The following is a 17,477-nucleotide window of genomic DNA, read 5'->3' as shown; positions in this document are numbered from 1 at the left end:
ATCGGCCTTGCATCTCCCCCTTTTCAGGCCCGCTCGCGAGAGGGCAGCGGGCGACCGGCCATCCGGGCGCGGATGCGGGCCTGCCGCTCCTCGGCTTCGGCCCGCTTGTTCTCGGGATAGGCCTCGAGCGGGGGAAAGCCCCCGTAGAGCGCCTGCAGCGTCACGTCCCGCCCGATGGGGGCGGCCACGGCCCCGCCGCCACCGCCATGCTCGACGACGACCGAGACGGCAAAACGCGGATTGTCATAGGGGGCGAAATTGACCCACAGCGCATGGTCGCGCCGCTCCCAGGGCAGATCGGCATTCGATGTGACGCCTCTTGCGCGCTCCTCGGGGGTGATGCGGCGCACCTGACTGGTGCCGGTCTTGCCGGCCATCTGCATGCCGGGGGCGATGATGCGGTTGGCGAAGGCCGTGCCGCGCTGGTGATTGACCACATCATGCATCGAGGCGCGGATGCGTCGCAGCCAGTTCTCGTTGAGTCCCAGCGGCTCTCCGGTGCCGGGGGGCTGTTCCACCCCGCGATGGTCTTGACCAGGCGGGGGCTCACCGCCCGTCCCGTGGCCAGCCGCGCCGCCATCACCGCCAGTTGAAGCGGCGTCGCCAGAACATAGCCCTGTCCGATCGAGGCATTGACCGTGTCGCCGATGCGCCAGTCTTCGCCATAGCGGGCCCGTTTCCAGTCGCGATCGGGGGCGATGCCCTCGGCGATGGCCGACATCGGCACGTCATGACGGACCCCGAGGCCCAGCCGCCGGGCCATGGCCGCGATGGCATCGATGCCGACACGCTGGCCGATCTCGTAATAGTAGACGTCGCAGGACACCTTGAGGCTGTCATGCAGGTTGACATTGCCATGTCCGCCCGAGCGCCAGCAGTGGAAGCGCGTTCCCGAGACGGTCACGAAGCCCGGGCAATAGACCGTGTCCTCGGGCTGGATGACCCCGGCCTCGAGCGCGGCCAGGGCGACGATCATCTTGAAGGTGGATCCCGGCGGATAGGCATCCTGCACCACCTTGTTGGCCAGCGGGCGGTAGCGGTTCTCGTTGAGGGCGGTCCAGTCGGCGACCGAGATGCCGCGCACGAACAGGTTGGGGTCGAAGGACGGCGCATTCCCCACCGCAAGAAGGTCGCCGGTGGCGCAATCCATGACCACCACGGCCGCGCTCTCGCCTTCGATGCGGGCCTCGACATAGGCCTGAAGCTGCGCATCGAGCGTGAGCTGGACATCGCGTCCCTTGATCCCCTCGACGCGGTCGAGCTCGCGCATCACGCGACCCAGCGCATTGACCTCGATGCGCATCGTGCCGGCCTGGCCGCGCAGCGTGTCCTCCAGCTTGGCCTCGACCCCGGTCTTGCCGATGGGGAATTTGGGGATTCGGAACAGCGGGTCGGGGTTTTTCCATCTGGCTCAGGTCGTGTTCCGACACGGGGCCCACATAGCCCACGACATGGGCGGTATCCGCGCCATTGGGATAATGGCGCGACAGGCCCACTTCCGCGGTGATGCCCGGCAGGGCGGGGGCGTTGGCGGTGACGCGCGCCACATCGTCCCAGGAGACGCGGTCGCGCACCGTGACCGGCACGAAGGAGGCGGTGCGCCGCATCTCCTCGATCACGCGGTCGATCGTCTCCCGGTCGAGCGGCAGGACTGCCGACAGCCGGGCCAGCGCCTCCTCGGGCTCGCCTGCGGCTTCGCGCACGATGACGATCCGGTAGATCGGTTCGTTGACGGCCAGGGGCACACCGCTGCGGTCGAAGATCAGGCCCCGTGCCGGCGGGATCAGGCGCATGTTGATGCGGTTTTCCTCGGCCAGCAGGCGGAACTGGTCGGCCTGATCGATCTGGAGCTGCTTCATCCGCCAGCCGATCACACCCGCCACGCCAAGCTGCACGGTCCCCAGCAGGGCTGCACGGCGCGTCATCCGGCGCGAGATGTCGAAGGCTTCGGGTGCCTTGGAGGTGCCGGCGCGTCCGGCAGGAGTCTTGCGGCGGAACCGGTTCATAGGCGATGTCCCAGATTGTCCACTTCGCCCTGCGCGGGCCGGTGCAGGCCGAAGGCGATCTGTGCCAGACCCGCAATCAGCGGATAGAGGGCGACCGTCAGCAGGATCTGGATCAGGGTCAGGCCGAGCGGCGCCTGCGGCGTCATGGCCAGATCCAGCACCACGCGGTTGAGCAGAGCCACCGCCACGATGCCGGCGCCCACGGCGGCCCATTCGGCGGGAAAGGATCCGCGCCTGAGGGCCGGTGCCCGGCTGCGCAGCCATTCGGTCAGTCCCAGAACGAGCGCCGTGAACAGCCCCGGTGGCCTCTGGAACAGGAAATCGGCCATCAGGAACACCCCCGCCACGGCCAGAACGGGCAGCGTGTCGGGGCGCCGGGCTGCCCAGGCCGCCGTCACGGCCAGCAGGATATCGGGCGCGGCCCAGGGGCGCGGCACCGTGTTGAGCGGAAGAAGCGACGCCGCAGTCAGCAGGGCTGCGATCGCCAGATAGGCGAGGATCCCGCCCCGGCTTCCCCGTCCCAGCTCAGTCACCGGGGGCCTCCGCCGGCGGGGGGGTGGGGTCGGTGCTGGCCGTCACCAGCGCCGGCGGCGGGGGAGGGCCGATGAAGTCCTCCGGCGAGGGGCCGGCCGGCACGCCGCCCTGCGGCACGATCAGCCGGCCGGGTTCCTCGATGGCCTCGATCTGCGGGCTGCGCAGGATGCGCAGGAAATCGAGCTGCTCATAATCCGCTGCCAGGCGCAGCCGCAGCCGTCCGTCGGTCCCCTGGGCCACGCGCCCCACGGGCAGACCGGCCGGGAACAGGCCGCCATCGCCGGCCGTCACCACCCGGTCGCCCGGCCGGACCCGGTCGCGGTCCTCGAGGAAGTCGAGAAGTGGATAGGGGCTGTTGTCCCCGGTCAGGATGGCGCGCTGCCCGGAAGGCTGGATCGTCACCGGAATGCGCGAGGAGCTGTCGGTCAGCAGGATCACCCGCGAGGTGCGCGTTCCCACGCCCGAGACCCCGCCCCACCAGTCCCAGTCCGTCCATCGCCGGCCAGCCGTCGATGATTCCGTCCCGCCCCCCCACATTGATCAGCACCGACTGCCGGAAGGGCGATCCGGAATCGGCCATCACCGTGCCGGTGATGAAGGTCAGGCCCGGCTGAAGCGAGACATTGTGAGCGCGCGCAGCTTGGCGTTCTCCTGCTCGAGCCGCAGCGCCGCCTCGCGCCAGACGGACATCTGCTGCAGCTCGCGCCGCAGTTCCAGGTTCTGCTCATGCAGGCGCTGATAGGACCGAAAGTCCTGCGCCAGACGCACCAGCCCCGTGACCGGTGCCATGGCCCAGTCGAGCCGCGGCACGACGGCATCCACGATCTCGGCCCGCAACCGTTCGACACGGGGGGAATCGATACGCCACAGCACGAACAGGCCCAGACAGGCCAGGATCAGCAGCCCCACCAGCAGACGCCGGAGCGGCCTCGTGAAAGCCTCGGCCTGAACCCGCCGCGAGGGCATGCGCCGCCCCCCTGTCAGCTGTCGTAGTCGATGACGTGGCGCAGCTGCCTTTCGTATTCAAGCGCCTTGCCGGTGCCCAGCGCCACACAGTTGAGCGATTCGTCGGCGACCGAGATGGCCAGCCCCGTCTGCTCGCGCAGTGCGAGGTCGAGCTCGCCCAGCAGCGCCCCGCCCCCCGTCAGCATCACGCCGCGATCCACGATGTCGGCCGCCAGGTCCGGCGGCGTCGCCTCCAGAGCGGTCATGACCGCCTCGCAGATCTGCTGGACGGGTTCGGCCAGCGCCTCGGCCACCTGCGCCTGGGTGATCTCGGTTTCCTTGGGCACGCCGTTGAGAAGATCGCGCCCGCGGATCATCATCGTCTGCCCGCGGCCGTCATCCGGCATCCGGGCGGTCCCGATCGTGGTCTTGATGCGCTCGGCCGTCGATTCGCCCACGAGCAGGTTATGCTGCCGCCGCAGATAGGAGATGATGGCTTCGTCCATGCGGTCGCCGCCCACGCGCACCGAACGCGCATAGACGATGTCGCCCAGCGACAGCACCGCCACTTCGGTCGTGCCGCCGCCGATATCGACCACCATGTTGCCCGTGGGGTCGGTGATCGGCATGCCCGCCCCGATGGCGGCGGCGATGGGCTCGGCAATCAGTCCGGCCCGCCGGGCACCGGCCGAGAGGACGGATTGACGGATCGCCCGCTTCTCCACCGGGGTGGCCCCATGGGGCACGCAGACGATGATCTTCGGCTTCGGATAGGATCGCCGGATCACCTTGCGGATGAAATGCTTGATCATCTCTTCCGCGACATCGAAATCGGCGATGACGCCTTCGCGCATCGGCCGGATGGCCTCGATGCTGCCCGGCGTGCGGCCCAGCATCAGCTTTGCGTCCTCGCCCACGGCGAGAACCTTCTTCTGCCCGTCCTTGACGTGGTAGGCCACCACGGACGGTTCCGAAAGGACGATCCCCCGCCCCTTGACATAGACGAGCGTATTCGCCGTCCCGAGGTCGATCGCCATGTCCGACGAGAAAAGGCTCCCCAAGCCCAGCATGCGCGCGTCCCGTTCCTTCCATGCCCCACCGGTCCGCACGGCCTGAGACCGGCGGACCGCGCACCCATAGCGACGTTGCGGGCGAGGCGGAAGCGGGCTTCACGTCCTCGTGCGGCACCTTTCCGCCGTTCGGGCGTCCCGCATCTGTCCCACTGCGTTCATCATCCGTTGACATCTGCCGGCGCGAATCCCGATTCGCGGCGATTTCATCAATGACGTCAATGATTTGTTGTGCTGCAGCGCAGCGCAACACCACCGCGCGGTGGTGAAGGGAATTCTTAACCCTTTCCGGCGAGACTGGCCCCGTCACGCACCGTCCCGGAGCCCCCCATGCCCGCCTCGCGCCCGATCCGTCCTGCCGCTTGTCGCCGGCCCGTTCCCTGCGGGCCGGCCATCCGGGGCCGGTCAGCCGGCGTCGCGGTAGCTCACGCCCTTTACGTCCTCGCCCGGCGCGCTCTTCTCGCGCCGCACGAGAAGGCGGTTGATCGCGTTGATGTAGGCCTTCGCGCTGGCCACCACCGTGTCGGTGTCGGCAGCGGTGCCCGTGGCGATACGCCCCTGCTCCTCGAGCCGCACGCTGACGGTGGCCTGCGCGTCCGTCCCTTCCGTCACCGCCGCCACCTGGTAGATCTGCAGGCTGGCCTGATGCGGAAACAGCGCGCGGATGGCCTTGAAGGTCGCGTCCACCGGGCCGTCGCCGGTCTCGGTGACGGTCTTCTCCTGACCGTCGATCTCGAGCGCAATCTCTGCCGTCTGCGGTCCCTCGGTTCCGCAGACCACGCGCAGCCGCTTCAGGCGCAGCCGGTCCGTCCCGGCCTCGTTCTGCGTCACCAGGGCGATCAGGTCGTCGTCGAAGACTTCCTTCTTGCGGTCGGCGAGGTCCTTGAAACGCACGAACAGGTCGTTGAGCTGGTTGTCGGCCAGCTCGAAGCCGAGCTGGCGCAGCTTGGCGCGCAGTGCCGCCCGCCCCGAATGCTTGCCCATCACCAGATTGGTGGCCGACAGCCCCACATCCTCGGGCCGCATGATCTCGAAGGTGGCGGCGTTCTTGAGCATCCCGTCCTGATGGATGCCCGATTCATGGGCAAAGGCGTTCTTGCCGACGATGGCCTTGTTGAACTGCACCGGAAAGCCCGAGACGGTCGCCACCCGGCGGCTGATGTTCATGATCTTGGTGGTGTCGATCCCCGTCTCGAAGGGCAGGATGTCATGGCGCACCTTCATCGCCATGACCACCTCCTCGAGTGCGGTGTTCCCCGCCCGCTCGCCGAGGCCGTTGATCGTGCATTCGATCTGCCGGGCACCGGCCTCCACCGCGGCCAGGGCATTGGCCGTCGCCATGCCGAGGTCGTTATGGCAATGCGTGGCAAAGGTCACCTCGTCCGCGCCCGGCACCCGTTCGAGCAGCATGCGGATGATGTCGGCGCTCTCGCGCGGGTAGGTGTAGCCGACCGTGTCGGGGATGTTGATCGTCGTGGCCCCGGCCTTGATGGCGATCTCGACCACGCGGCAGAGGTAGTCAGGCTCGGTCCGCGTCGCATCCATGGGCGACCACTGCACATCCGGGCAGAGGTTGCGCGCATGCGTCACCGTCTCGTGGATGCGTTCGGCCATCTGGTCCATGTCCAGATTGGGAATCGCCCGGTGCAGGGGCGAGGTGCCGATGAAGGTGTGGATGCGGGGGGGATCGGGCGTGGCGCACCGCCTCCCAGCAGCGGTCGATATCCTTGAAATTCGCGCGCGCCAGACCGCAGACGGTGGCATTGCGGGTCACCTTGGCGATCTCCGTCACGGCGCGGAAATCGCCCTCGGAGGCGATGGGGAACCCGGCCTCGATGATGTCCACCCCCCATCTCGTCCAGAAGCTGGGCGATCTCCAGCTTCTCCTCATGGGTCATGGTGGCGCCGGGCGATTGTTCGCCGTCGCGCAGCGTGGTGTCGAAGATCTTGACTCGATTGGTCTGGGTCATGACGGGGTCTCCTGGGTCTTCCTCTCCTGCGGCGCCGTGAACTCCTCCGAGCGGCGGCGCCACAAGGCCCGCTCAGAGGCGGCTAAGGAGAAGAAGAGGAAGGCGGGCGCGCATCGTCATGGTGCGGCACCCTACCGCCATCCGCGGCCGGGGAAAAGGCCCCTTGGTCGGGCCGGAGGCGCGCTGCGTATCAGGACAAGGCAGGGGAGGACCGCCATGACCGACAGCCACGCCGAGGATCGTCCGGCAACCGCACTCGTGATCGGGGCTTCGGGGGGGATCGGTGCGGCCCTCGCCGATGCGCTGGCCGCGCGCGGCCTTTCCGTCACGCGCCTCGCGCGCCGCGAAGGGGGGCCCGATCTGCGCGATCCGGCGGCCACCGAACGCGCCTTCGCCGCGCTTTCCGGCCCCTTCGCCCAGATCTGGGTCGCCACCGGCATCCTCGCCCCCGCAGGCCGCCGCCCCGAAAAGGCCCTGCGCGAGATCGACGCAGCGGCGATGGCCGAGATGTTCGCCGTCAACACCATCGGTCCCGCTCTCGTGCTGCGTCATGCGCCACGCTGGCTGCCCCGCCGGGGGCGGTCGCTGCTTGCCGTCCTGTCGGCCCGCGTCGGCTCCATCGGCGACAACGCTCTTGGCGGCTGGCACGCCTACCGCGCCTCCAAGGCCGCGCTCAACATGCTGCTGAAGGGCGCGGCGATCGAACTGGCCCGCACCCATCCGCAGGCGGTCGCCGTCGCCCTGCATCCGGGCACCGTGGACAGCCCCTTCACGGCGGGTTTCTCTCCTGCCCATGGCAAGCTGCCGCCGGCCGAGGCCGCCCGTCGACTCCTGGCTGTCACGGAGGCGCTGACCCCCGCCGACAGCGGCAGCTTCCGCGACCACCGGGGGAGGTCGTGCCATGGTGATGCGCCTGCCGGATCGTGATGCCGGGGGAGTGGACGGCTATGGTGACCGCATCGGACGGGATGCTCTGGCGCCTGTCCGCGCCTCAGCCGCCCGATTCGGCCGGTGTCGCCTCCTCTTCGGCAGCGGCGTCGGGGATGGCCTCTGCGGGGGTATCCGGCGCGGCGGCCTCAGCCCCTCCGGGCGCGGCCCCGTCGGTCGGAGAGGCCTCGCCGCCCCCCACGAAGGCGCCGTTTGTCCATTGGCCGCTTTCGACCTGGCCCGTGGCGTAGCGCATGGTGCCTTCGCCCTCGCGCCGGCCGTTGCGGAACTCGCCTTCGTAGACATCGCCATTGGCGTAGGTGGCTATGCCGCGGCCCGAGATCTCGCCATTCTCCCATTGGCCTTCATAGGTGAAGCCGGGCAGGGGGTTGCCATCGGCATCGGTGCTGCCGGGCATGGCGATGCGGCCCTGGCCGTGGCGCTGTCCGTTGCGGAACTCGCCTTCATAGACCGTGCCGTCGGCATAGACCGCGCGGCCCCGGCCGTTGCGCTGCCCCTCGGCCCAGTCGCCTTCGTAGATGTAGCCGTCGGGATAGGTCATCCGTCCCCGCCCGTGCTGGCGCCCTTCGCGGAACTCGCCGACATAGGTCAGTCCATTGGCATAGCGGGCGATGCCGACGCCTTCGATGACGCCGGCCCGCCATTCGCCTTCATAGCTGGATCCGTCCGGATAGGTGATCCGCCCCGGCACGAAGACACAGTCGCCGGAGGCCCAGAGGGACCCGTCCGCGCCGGTCGCGGGCGGCGGGCTGTCTGCCGTGGCGCCGGATTCGTCCGTGGCGGTGGCATCGCCGGCGATGCCGGCGGCGGGGGGGGGCTGCGGCGCCGTCCCCGGTGGCCGCTGCGGCCTCTGCGGTGGTGTCGGACGGGGTTCCGGAGGGGGATGCCGAGGGAACGGCGGGCTCGGTGGGGCTGTCAGACGCCGTGGCCGTCAGCAGAAGATCCACCGCGGGGGGGGCTGCACTCGCCCGTGGTGTCGGCCAGATCGGCGCGGAACGGTCCTTCATAGACCGAGCCGTCCGGGTAGGTCGCCCGGCCCATGCCTTCGATCCGGCCTTCGGACCACTGGCCGACATACTCATAGCCGTCCGCGCCCCGGAAGGTTCCTTCGCCATGGCGCAGGTCGTTGGCGAAGTGGCCTTCGTAGCGGTCGCCATTGGCGTAGAGGACACGGCCTTCGCCCTCGCGCTTGCCGGCCGCGAAGTGGCCTTCGTAGAGCTCGTAGCGAAGCCCTTCCGCCCCGGCGGCGGGCGTCACGCGGCATGCCCCGTCCTCGAAGGCGACCATGACGGGCAGGGGGCCCTCCTCCGGCAGCCCGCCCTCGAGGCGCAGCAGGCAGCCGCGGCCCTCGATCTCTCCGTCCTGCCATTCGCCGGCATAGATCAGGCCTTCGGGCGTCGTCAGGGTTCCCGTTCCCTCGCGCCTGTCGGCGACCAGCGTGCCCTCGTAGACCGATCCATCGGGATAGGTGATCCGCCCCTGTCCTTCCTTGACGCCGTTCACCCATTCGCCGTCATAGACATAGCCGTTGGGCGAGGTCATGACGCCGCGGCCGTGATGCATGGCGTTGCGGAACTCGCCTTCGTAGCGCACGCCATTGGCATAGACGGCCACGCCACGCCCGCTGATGCGCCCGTCCTCCCATGTGCCTTCATAGGTGCCGCCATCGGCGAAGGTGATGCGTCCCTCGCCCTCGGGCTTGCCGCGGGCAAAGCTGCCCTCATAGACCGATCCGTTGGGGAACACCGCGCGGCCTTGGCCGCGAATCTCGCCTTCGAACCATTCGCCGGTGTATTCGTAGCCGTTGGGAAGGCGGTAGGTGCCCTGTCCGTGCTGGCGGCCGTTGAGGAAGGTGCCCTCGTAGACGCCACCATCCTCGTACTGCTTCGTCTCGATGGTCTGGGCGCTTGTCGTGGTCGCGATCAACGCCCCGACGCTCAGGACGACGCCCCCGAAGCCCTTCGGTCCCATGCACCCGCCCCCGGCCCTGTGTTCTGACTTGCGGGACAGACTATCCACAGCCCGGCAGGCTGACAACGGTCGTGCCGACAGCCCCGGCGGGGTGCGGGGGTCTGCGCCGGGGGTCCGGGGGATGGGACTTTCCCATGACGTGCCGGCTGCTACCATCGCTGCAATCGCGAAGGAGCCAGCCGATGACCGACCGCTTCCGCCTGACGCTCGCCCAGCTCGATGCGACCGTGGGCGACATTGCGGGCAATCTCGCCCGGGCGCGCGCCGCATGGGAGGAGGGTCGCGCGGCCGGCGCCGATCTCGTGGCCCTGCCGGAGATGTTCGCCACCGGCTATCAGCTTCAGGATCTGGTGTCGAAGCCGGTCTTCCATCGCGACGCGATCCGCGCCGTGGAGGCCTTTGCCGCCGAGCTTGCGGATGGCCCGCCGTTGCTGATCGGCGCGCCCTGGGCGGAGGGCGGGGCGCTCTACAACGCGGCCTGGCTGCTCCAGGGGGGGCGCGTGGCCGGGCGCAAGCTCAAGCATGAACTGCCCAACTACACCGTCTTCGACGAACGGCGCCATTACACGCCGGGACCGCCCGGCGATCCCTTCGCGATCGGGCCCTTGCGGGTGGGCACCCCGGTCTGCGAGGATGCCTGGTTCCCGACCGTGGCCGCCGAGATGGATGCGAAGGGAGCGGGTCTGCTGCTCGTGATCAACGGCTCGCCCTATTACAGGGGCAAGCATGCGGTCCGCATGAACCGGATGGTTGCCCGCGTGCGCGAGACGGACCTGCCGCTTGTCTATCTCAACCTTGTCGGGGCGCAGGACGATCAGGTCTTCGATGGCGGCTCCTTCGTGCTGGACCGCGGCGGGCAGATCGTCCGCCGCCTGCCGCTCTTCGAAGAGGCGGTGGTCCATGTGGATTTTCATCGCACGCCGCAGGGCTGGGTGCCCGAAGGCGGGGATGTCCCGCCGCTGCCGCCCGCCGTGGAGCAGGACTATCACGCGATGGTCGTCTCGCTGCGGGGGTATCTGGCCAAGTCCGGCATCGAACGGGTGCTGCTCGGCCTCTCGGGAGGGGTGGATTCGGCCCTTGTGGCGACCATCGCCTGCGATGCCCTCGGCCCGGATCATGTGCGCTGCGTGATGCTGCCGTCGCGCTACACCAGCCGCACGAGTCTCGAGGATGCGGCGGCCGTTGCGCAACGCCTGGGCTGCCGCCTCGACGAGATTCCCATCACCGGCCCGCAGGAGGCCGTGGGCGCGGCGCTCGCGCCCCTGTTCGCCGGCACCGCACCGGGAATCGCCGAGGAGAACATCCAGAGCCGCCTGCGCGGCCTCCTGCTCATGGCCCTGTCCAACAAGTTCGGGGAAATGCTGCTGACCACCGGCAACAAGAGCGAGATGGCCGTCGGCTATGCCACGATCTATGGCGACATGGCCGGGGGCTACAACCCGCTCAAGGATCTCTACAAGACCCGCGTCTTCGAGACCTGCCGCTGGCGCAATGCCCATCACCGCCCCTGGATGCGGGGCCCCGCCGGCGAGGTCATCCCCCCCCGCGTCATCGACAAGCCCCCCACGGCCGAACTGCGCGAGAACCAGAAGGACGAGGATTCGCTGCCGCCCTATCCGGTTCTCGATGCGATCCTCGAAATCCTGGTGGAGGCCGACGGATCCGTGGAGGACTGCATGGCAGCCGGTTTCGACCGGGCTACCGTGAAGAAAGTGGAGGCCCTGCTCTATGGGGCCGAATGGAAGCGCTTCCAGTCGGCACCTGGCACGCGGCTCACGCGGCGGGCCTTCTGGCTCGACCGCCGCTATCCCATCGTCAACCGCTGGCGGGATGAGGGGGGGGATGAGAGCCCTCCCCGGCAGGTCAGGGGAAGGACAGCCTGAGACAGACGGGACGCGCCGGGGCGCCGCGATGGCGACCGGCTTCTTGCCGCGCCGCAGGGTTGGCCTGTCGCCCCTCTCCGCCGGGGTGGCGACGGGGCGAGGCGGGCAGGCAACCCCCGGCCCGCCCGCCCGCATCCCCTGACGGATCTCAGATCGGCTGGAGCGGGCAGAGATCCACGAGACGCTCGGCATCCTCGCGACGGCAGAGCTGGGTGCCCTCGGTCATCACGGCGGCCGAAGCGGCGGCGACCCCCCGCCGCAGGGCATCGGGCCAGGCCTCACCCCGCGCATGAGCGAGCAGGAAGGCGCCCACGAAGGTATCGCCCGCGCCGACCTTGGAGCGGACCGGCACATCCGCGGCACGCGAATGCCAGCGTTCCGTCTCGGTCGCCAGGACAGACCCCTCCGGCCCGCGTGCCACGACGACGACCTTGGCCACGCCGCGCCGCACAAGAAGCTGGGCGAAATCCGCGCTGGCTTGAAGCGAGGGCAGGACATGCCCGGCAAGATCGTCCGCCTCTTCCTGGTTCATCCGCAGGATGTCGGGCTGCGGCCCCTGCGCCCGGGCCAGCAGATGGAGCGCGGGACCGGAGATGTCCACGGCCACTTCGCACCCCTTGGCCTGCAGCTTGCCGCAGAGGTCGGGGACGACATTGGGCAGCACGCCGAGAGGCAGGGTCCCCGAGATCACGACAAGCCCGCCGGGCTGGGCGGCCTCGACGATCGCGCGCTCGGCGGCAATGACATCCATGACGGACCACGGCGGCCCCGGCAACATGAAGCGGAACTGATGGCCGCGGCTGGTCTCGAGCACCGAGAGGGAGGAGCGGGTCTCGCCCGGTGCCTCGTGCATGATGACATCGAGCCCCGCCTCGCGCATCAGCTCGGCGAGGGTGGCGCCGTTGCGGCCGCCCAGGGCGACGAAGGTCCGGGAGGTGCCGCCCAGCAGACGGATCGCCCGGCTGACATTGATGCCGCCGCCCCCCGGATCCGTCCGGGCGGGGCGCAGCGCAGCTTCACGCCGGGAATCACGTGATCGACGGAGGTGGCGAAATCGAGCGCAGGGTTCAGGGTGACGGTCAGGATGTCGCGCATGGCAGCCTCTGCAGGGTCATGGCGACCATGCCGGGGCCGGGGATGGGATGCAATCCGCCCGGACCCCGGCCGCCATGGTCAGAGGAACTGATAGGTCATCGGCACCCAGCGGAATCCGTCGCCCGCGACCTCGACATAGCCGATGGCCGGGAATGGCAGATGATAACCCAGCATCGGCATGCGTTCTGCAGCGACCATCCCCAGGATCCGCCGCCGCGTCCGCGCCGCCCGGTCCTTGTCGGCATCGAACCGGACTTCCCAGTCGGGATGGGCGAGCGACCAGACATGGTGATTGGCCGTGTCGGCTGTCAGCATCAGCGGTTGCCCGTCGCTTTCCAGACGGAAGACGAGATGGCCGGGCGTGTGCCCATGGGCCTCGATCGCGGTGATGCCCGGGATCACCTCCTGATCGGGTTCGACGAAGGTCATGGTCTCGGCGAAGGGGCGCACCTTGGTCTCGAAGTTCTCGTTGCCCTGAGCGGCCCAGTGGTCGAACTCGACGCGGCCTGCGATGTAGGTGGCCGCAGGGAAGGTCGCCGCGCCGCTGTCGTCGGTCAGCCCGCCGATATGGTCCGGATGCATGTGCGTCAGGACCACATGGGTCACATCGGCAGGGGCATGGCCGGCATGCTGCAGGGCCTGCACGATCCCGCCCGCATTCATGCCGGTGTCGAACAGGATGCGCTCGCTCCCTGTATCCACCAGCGTGGGCGTGAAGAAGCCGACGCTGCGGTCGGCGGGGATGAAGTTCTCTGCCGAGACGCGGGCAAAGGTCTCCGGTTCGACATTCAGGCCGAAGGTTTCCTGCGGGTTTCCGCTCTGCCCCATGCCGGCAAGCAGCGCGCTGACCCGCCAGTTGCCCAGGGCGATGGTGCGGCTGGGCGGCAGGGGCAGGGCGGCAGGGACGCCCTGCGCGGCAGCGGGTCGGGGGCGCAGGAGGGCCGGTGCTGCAAGAGTCAGCGCGGCGCCTGCAAGAAATGTGGTGCGGCGGGTGATCGGCATGGCTGGTCCTCCCTCGAGCGGTCCTTGGCGATCCTGCGGGAAAGCTAGGTCTGCCCGGCCCGAGGCCCAGCCCCTCACGGGCGGGGCAGGGGGGGAGAGGGGCGGCGGCCCGTCTAGTGCCACCACTGATCGATGGCAGCGATGTCGTCGTCGGACCAGCCGAAATGATGGGCGAATTCGTGGATGGTGACATGGGCCACCAGATCGGCGATCGTCACATCGCCCCGTTCGGCCCATTCGTCCAGGATCGGACGGCGGAACAGCCAGACCGTATCCGGTTTCTGGGGAACGTCCCAGTTCGATTTCTCGGTCATCGGGATGCCGTCATAGAGCCCGGTGAGCTCGAAGGGCTCCATCTCCATCTCCTCGAGGACGTCGTCAGGGGCGAAGTCGGCGACACGGATCGCGACTTTCTGCGCCTCCTCCCGGAAGGCCGGGGGCAGGTTGGCGACGGTCTCGCGGGCGAGTTCCTCGATATCCTCGAGAGTGGGGGCGACATGGTCCATGTCCTTCATATGGACAAAAGCGGGCGGCTGTGGAAGGGCGGGCGCCACGCCCGAGGAGCCGTTTTTCATGACCGTCACCCGCTTCGCCCCCTCTCCGACCGGATGGATCCATATCGGCAATCTGCGCGCCGCACTGTTCAACTATGCCATCGCGCGTCAGCAGGGCGGGACCTTCATCCTGCGCATCGACGACACCGATCCGGTCCGCTCCAGGGAGGAGTATGTCGAAGGCATCCGCGAGGATCTGACATGGCTCGGCCTGCACTGGGACCGGGAGGAGCGGCAGTCCGCGCGAAGCGCCGCCTATGAGGCTGCGCTGCGGCGGCTGGCCGAGGCAGGGCGCGCCTATGAATGCTTCGAGACGCCTGTCGAGCTCGATCTCAAGCGCAAGAAGCAGCTCTCGATGGGCCGCCCGCCCGTCTATGACCGGGCTGCCCTGCGCCTGTCGGAGGAGGAGAAGGCCCGGCTGCGCGCCGAGCGGCCCTCGCACTGGCGCTTCCGGCTCGATCCCGGCCGGATCGAATGGGAGGATGGCATCCTCGGCCCCATCTCGATCGACGCCGAGAGCGTCTCGGACCCTGTGCTGCGCAAGGAGGACGGGCAGTGGCTCTATACCTTCGCCTCGTCGGTGGACGATGCGGAGATGGGCGTGACCGACATCGTCCGCGGGGCGGATCATGTCACCAACACAGCCACACAGATCCAGATCATCCGAGCCCTCGGGGCCGAGCCGCCGCGCTTTGCCCATCACTCGCTGCTGACCGGGCCACAGGGTGAAGGCCTGTCCAAGCGCCTTGGCACCCTGTCCCTGCGCGATCTGCGCGCACGCGGCGTGGAGCCGATGGCCGTGCTGTCGCTGATGGCGCGGCTCGGCTCCTCCGATCCGGTGGAGCTACGCGATTCGGTCGAGGAGATCGTCGCCGGGTTCCGGCTGGGCAGCTTCGGGGCGGCGCCGACCAAGTTCGATGCCGAGGATCTCTGGCCGCTCACCCGTGCCGCGATCGCCCGCAAGGGCGCCGACGCGGTCGATCCGGTGCTGGCTGCCGCAGGCGTCCCCGAGGCGCTGCGCCCCGCCTTCTGGGCGGCCTTGCGCGAGAATCTGTCCACGATGGCCGAGGCCGCGGACTGGTGGGCCATCCTCTCGCGCGGGGGTGTCGGAATCGCCGCCGAGGAAGACCGGGCCTTCGTCGCCGAGGCGCTGTCCCGCCTGCCGGATCCGCCCTATGGCCCCGAGACCTGGGCCGAATGGACCGGGGCGCTTCGGGAGGCGACAGGCCGCAAGGGCCGTGCCCTCTTCCAGCCTCTCCGCCGCCTGGTGACAGGACGCGATGCAGGGCCGGACATGGCCGCGCTCATGCCCCTGCTGCAGGTGAAGCCCTCGCTGCGCGAAGCGGGATTGTGAGGTGCCGTCCCGAGTGTTTCTCTGCCCGGCCCCAATCGCGCCATATTCCGGAAGTAGCGGGGAACCGGAGACAATCGCCTGGTCCGTGCCGGGCGAATCGCGGGCAGACAGATGGCAAACATCACCGGGACGAACCGGAACGATATCCTGAACGGCACATCGGGTGACGACACCATCTCGGGCGAGGACGGCAACGACCTTCTCTTCGGCGAGGGTGGGGACGATACCCTCTTCGGTGGAAGTGGCACCGACCTGCTCTATGGCGGCGACGGCAACGATGTGTTCGTCGGCGGTTCGGGTGGCGATGTCTTCTATGGCGGGACCGGAATCGACACGGCCGATTATTCCACCTCGCCCGCCGGCGTCTCGGTCAGCCTCACCAGCGGAACCGGATCGGGCGGGGATGCGGCTGGCGACGTCCTGTCAGGGATCGAGAATCTGACTGGATCAGCCTACAACGACACCCTGATCGGCGATTCCGGCAGCAATGTCCTGCGCGGCGGGCAGGGGAACGACGTGCTCTCGGGCGAAGCCGGCAACGACACGCTTGAAGGGGGGGCAGGGGCCGACACCCTCTATGGCGGCAGCGGCATGGACTGGGGCGACTACCGCGCTTCCAATGCCGGGGTCACGGTGAATCTCGCGACGGGGCAGGGACGCGGCGGCCATGCCGAGGGGGACAGGATCGCAGGGGTGGACGGCCTCTTCGGTTCGGCCTTCGACGACACCCTGATCGGGTTCGACGGTCAGGCCCTGACCGGAAGCGATGTCTACTGGAACGAATTCTACGGCGGTGCCGGGAACGACTATCTGGATGGAGCCGGCGGCGACGACACGCTCTATGGCGGCACCGGCAATGACACGGTCATCGGCGGGTCGGGCAATGATCGGCTGAGCGGCGACGAAGGGAACGACAGCCTCTATGGCGGTCTGGGGGACGACTCGGTGCTGGGCGGTGCGGGTGACGACACCGCCTGGGGCGGCGACGGCGCGGATCGCATGGCCGGTGGCGACGGCAACGATGTCCTTTACGGCGAGGCCGGCAACGATACCCTCTGGGGCGATGCTGGACTTGACAGCCTCTTCGGCGGCGACGGCAATGACCTGCTCTATGGCGGTTCGGGCAACGACCGGCTCGAAGGGGGCGCCGGCGATGACCGCCTGGAAGGAGGCGACGGCGACGATCTCCTGATCGGCGGGGATGGTGCAGATCTGCTGGTGGGAGGGCTTGGCAGCGATACCTTCCAAGGGGGGGCAGGCGACACCATCATCGGTGGCGAGAATCCCGGCGACAACGACATCCTCGACCTGAGAGGCAGGGGACCGCTGCGCATCCGCTATGACTCGACCAACCGCGAGAACGGCGTGGTCGAGTTCCTGGATGGTTCGGGCCGGGTCACGGGCACCATGACCTTCTCGGACATCGAGACAGTCGTCCCCTGCTTCACGGCCGGGACACGGATCCTGACCGATCATGGCCTTGTCCCGGTGGAGCATCTGCGTCCGGGCGACCATGTCCTGACACGCGATTCGGGCTTTCAGGAAATCGCCTGGATCGGCAGCCGCACCGTCGAAGGGGCGGCCATGCTGGCCGAGCCTGCCCTCCGTCCGGTGCTGATCCGGGCGGGGGCCCTTGGACGGGGAATGCCGGCCCGCGACATGCTGGTCTCACGGCAGCACCGCATGCTACTTGAGGGAGTGGAGCCCTCGCTCCTCGTGGGGGAGGAGGAAGTGCTGGTGCGCGCGCATCACCTTGCGGGGCGGCCCGGCATCCTCGAGGTCCTTCGTCCGCGCGTGACCTATGTCCATCTGCTGTTCGAGCGGCATGAGATCATCCTGGGTGACGGTGCCTGGAGCGAAAGCCTCCAGCCCGGCCTCCAGAGCCTTCGCGGCTTCGGCAGCCCGGAGCGTGATGAGATCTTGCGGCTCTTCCCCTCGCTCGCGACCGAGGCGGGCCTTGCCGGCTTCACCGCCGCACGGGCGACCCTGAGGGCGCATGAGGCCCGGCTGATGCTGCGGACTGCGTGACCGCCGCCGGTCAGGGGCACGGGGACCGAAGCATGATTCCCACGCCTGCCCATGATCGGCCAGAGGTCGTATCCGCCTTGCTTGATCGAAGCCCGCAACTCTCCTAGCCTGATCCGG

At 68.9% G+C, this 17,477-nt stretch carries 10 protein-coding genes and 6 pseudogenes; 4 read left to right on the top strand and 12 right to left on the bottom strand.

The window, feature by feature from the left end; translation table 11 throughout:
- Nucleotides 1–23 precede the first annotated feature (23 nt).
- The 6 genes and pseudogenes from mrdA to RUTHE_RS18600 all read right to left on the bottom strand — a co-directional run.
- A pseudogene (gene mrdA, locus RUTHE_RS06840) lies at nt 24–1,925 on the bottom strand (penicillin-binding protein 2).
- Nucleotides 1,926–2,002: 77 nt separating this feature from the next.
- Nucleotides 2,003–2,539 carry a hypothetical protein gene (locus RUTHE_RS06835; RefSeq protein WP_021097606.1) on the bottom strand — a complete coding sequence of 179 codons (537 nt, stop codon included), beginning with the start codon at nt 2,537–2,539 and terminating at the stop codon, nt 2,003–2,005.
- A pseudogene (gene mreC / locus RUTHE_RS06830) lies at nt 2,532–3,506 on the bottom strand (rod shape-determining protein MreC). The gene RUTHE_RS06835 and the pseudogene mreC overlap by 8 nt, the downstream one beginning before the upstream one ends.
- Before the next feature lie 14 nt (nt 3,507–3,520).
- Entirely contained in the window at nt 3,521–4,555 is a 1,035-nt protein-coding gene (locus RUTHE_RS06825) for a rod shape-determining protein (protein ID WP_021097603.1), read from the bottom strand.
- A gap of 405 nt (nt 4,556–4,960) precedes the next feature.
- Nucleotides 4,961–6,446, bottom strand: a pseudogene (locus tag RUTHE_RS06820) (2-isopropylmalate synthase).
- 10 nt (nt 6,447–6,456) lie between these two features.
- Nucleotides 6,457–6,525: pseudogene (locus RUTHE_RS18600) on the bottom strand (hypothetical protein); the annotation flags it as partial.
- A gap of 216 nt (nt 6,526–6,741) precedes the next feature.
- Here RUTHE_RS18600 and RUTHE_RS06815 point away from each other — a divergent pair.
- On the top strand, nt 6,742–7,452 hold the full coding sequence (locus tag RUTHE_RS06815) for an SDR family NAD(P)-dependent oxidoreductase (RefSeq protein WP_021097601.1): 711 nt from the start codon (nt 6,742–6,744) through the stop codon (nt 7,450–7,452).
- A 64-nt stretch (nt 7,453–7,516) separates the two neighbouring features.
- Here RUTHE_RS06815 and RUTHE_RS06810 read toward each other — a convergent pair.
- Nucleotides 7,517–8,158: pseudogene (locus RUTHE_RS06810) on the bottom strand (MORN repeat-containing protein); the annotation flags it as partial.
- Between the two features lie 287 nt (nt 8,159–8,445).
- A pseudogene (locus RUTHE_RS06805) lies at nt 8,446–9,444 on the bottom strand (hypothetical protein); the annotation flags it as partial.
- 182 nt (nt 9,445–9,626) lie between these two features.
- Here RUTHE_RS06805 and RUTHE_RS06800 point away from each other — a divergent pair.
- Nucleotides 9,627–11,327 carry an NAD+ synthase gene (locus tag RUTHE_RS06800; RefSeq protein ID WP_021097598.1) on the top strand — a complete coding sequence of 567 codons (1,701 nt, stop codon included), beginning with the start codon at nt 9,627–9,629 and terminating at the stop codon, nt 11,325–11,327.
- A gap of 148 nt (nt 11,328–11,475) precedes the next feature.
- On the opposite strand, the gene RUTHE_RS06795 is transcribed toward RUTHE_RS06800, so the two are convergent.
- The 4 genes from RUTHE_RS06795 to RUTHE_RS06785 form a co-directional block, all read right to left on the bottom strand.
- Nucleotides 11,476–12,273, bottom strand: coding sequence for a 1-phosphofructokinase family hexose kinase (locus RUTHE_RS06795; protein ID WP_342662220.1), 798 nt, complete (start codon nt 12,271–12,273; stop codon nt 11,476–11,478).
- Nucleotides 12,207–12,422: a hypothetical protein gene (locus tag RUTHE_RS18235; RefSeq protein ID WP_342662213.1), complete on the bottom strand. Its 216-nt coding sequence runs from the start codon at nt 12,420–12,422 to the stop codon at nt 12,207–12,209. Before RUTHE_RS18235 ends, RUTHE_RS06795 begins: the two co-directional genes overlap by 67 nt.
- Before the next feature lie 78 nt (nt 12,423–12,500).
- Nucleotides 12,501–13,424 carry an MBL fold metallo-hydrolase gene (locus tag RUTHE_RS06790; protein ID WP_021097596.1) on the bottom strand — a complete coding sequence of 308 codons (924 nt, stop codon included), beginning with the start codon at nt 13,422–13,424 and terminating at the stop codon, nt 12,501–12,503.
- A 113-nt stretch (nt 13,425–13,537) separates the two neighbouring features.
- A complete protein-coding gene (locus tag RUTHE_RS06785; protein WP_169578836.1) occupies nt 13,538–13,930 on the bottom strand; it encodes a metallopeptidase family protein in 393 nt (130 codons plus the stop codon).
- Nucleotides 13,931–13,997: 67 nt separating this feature from the next.
- Here RUTHE_RS06785 and gltX point away from each other — a divergent pair, with 67 nt between their 5' ends.
- On the top strand, nt 13,998–15,332 hold the full coding sequence (gltX, locus tag RUTHE_RS06780; protein ID WP_021097594.1) for a glutamate--tRNA ligase: 1,335 nt from the start codon (nt 13,998–14,000) through the stop codon (nt 15,330–15,332).
- A 111-nt stretch (nt 15,333–15,443) separates the two neighbouring features.
- Nucleotides 15,444–17,360: a Hint domain-containing protein gene (locus RUTHE_RS06775; protein ID WP_021097593.1), complete on the top strand. Its 1,917-nt coding sequence runs from the start codon at nt 15,444–15,446 to the stop codon at nt 17,358–17,360.
- The last annotated feature ends 117 nt before the right edge of the window (nt 17,361–17,477 follow it).

The organism is Rubellimicrobium thermophilum DSM 16684, from assembly GCF_000442315.1.
GTDB classification, from domain to species: Bacteria; Pseudomonadota; Alphaproteobacteria; order Rhodobacterales; family Rhodobacteraceae; genus Rubellimicrobium; species Rubellimicrobium thermophilum.
Note: the sequence above shows the minus strand (reverse complement) of the source record. Positions and strands in the feature narration are given on the sequence as shown.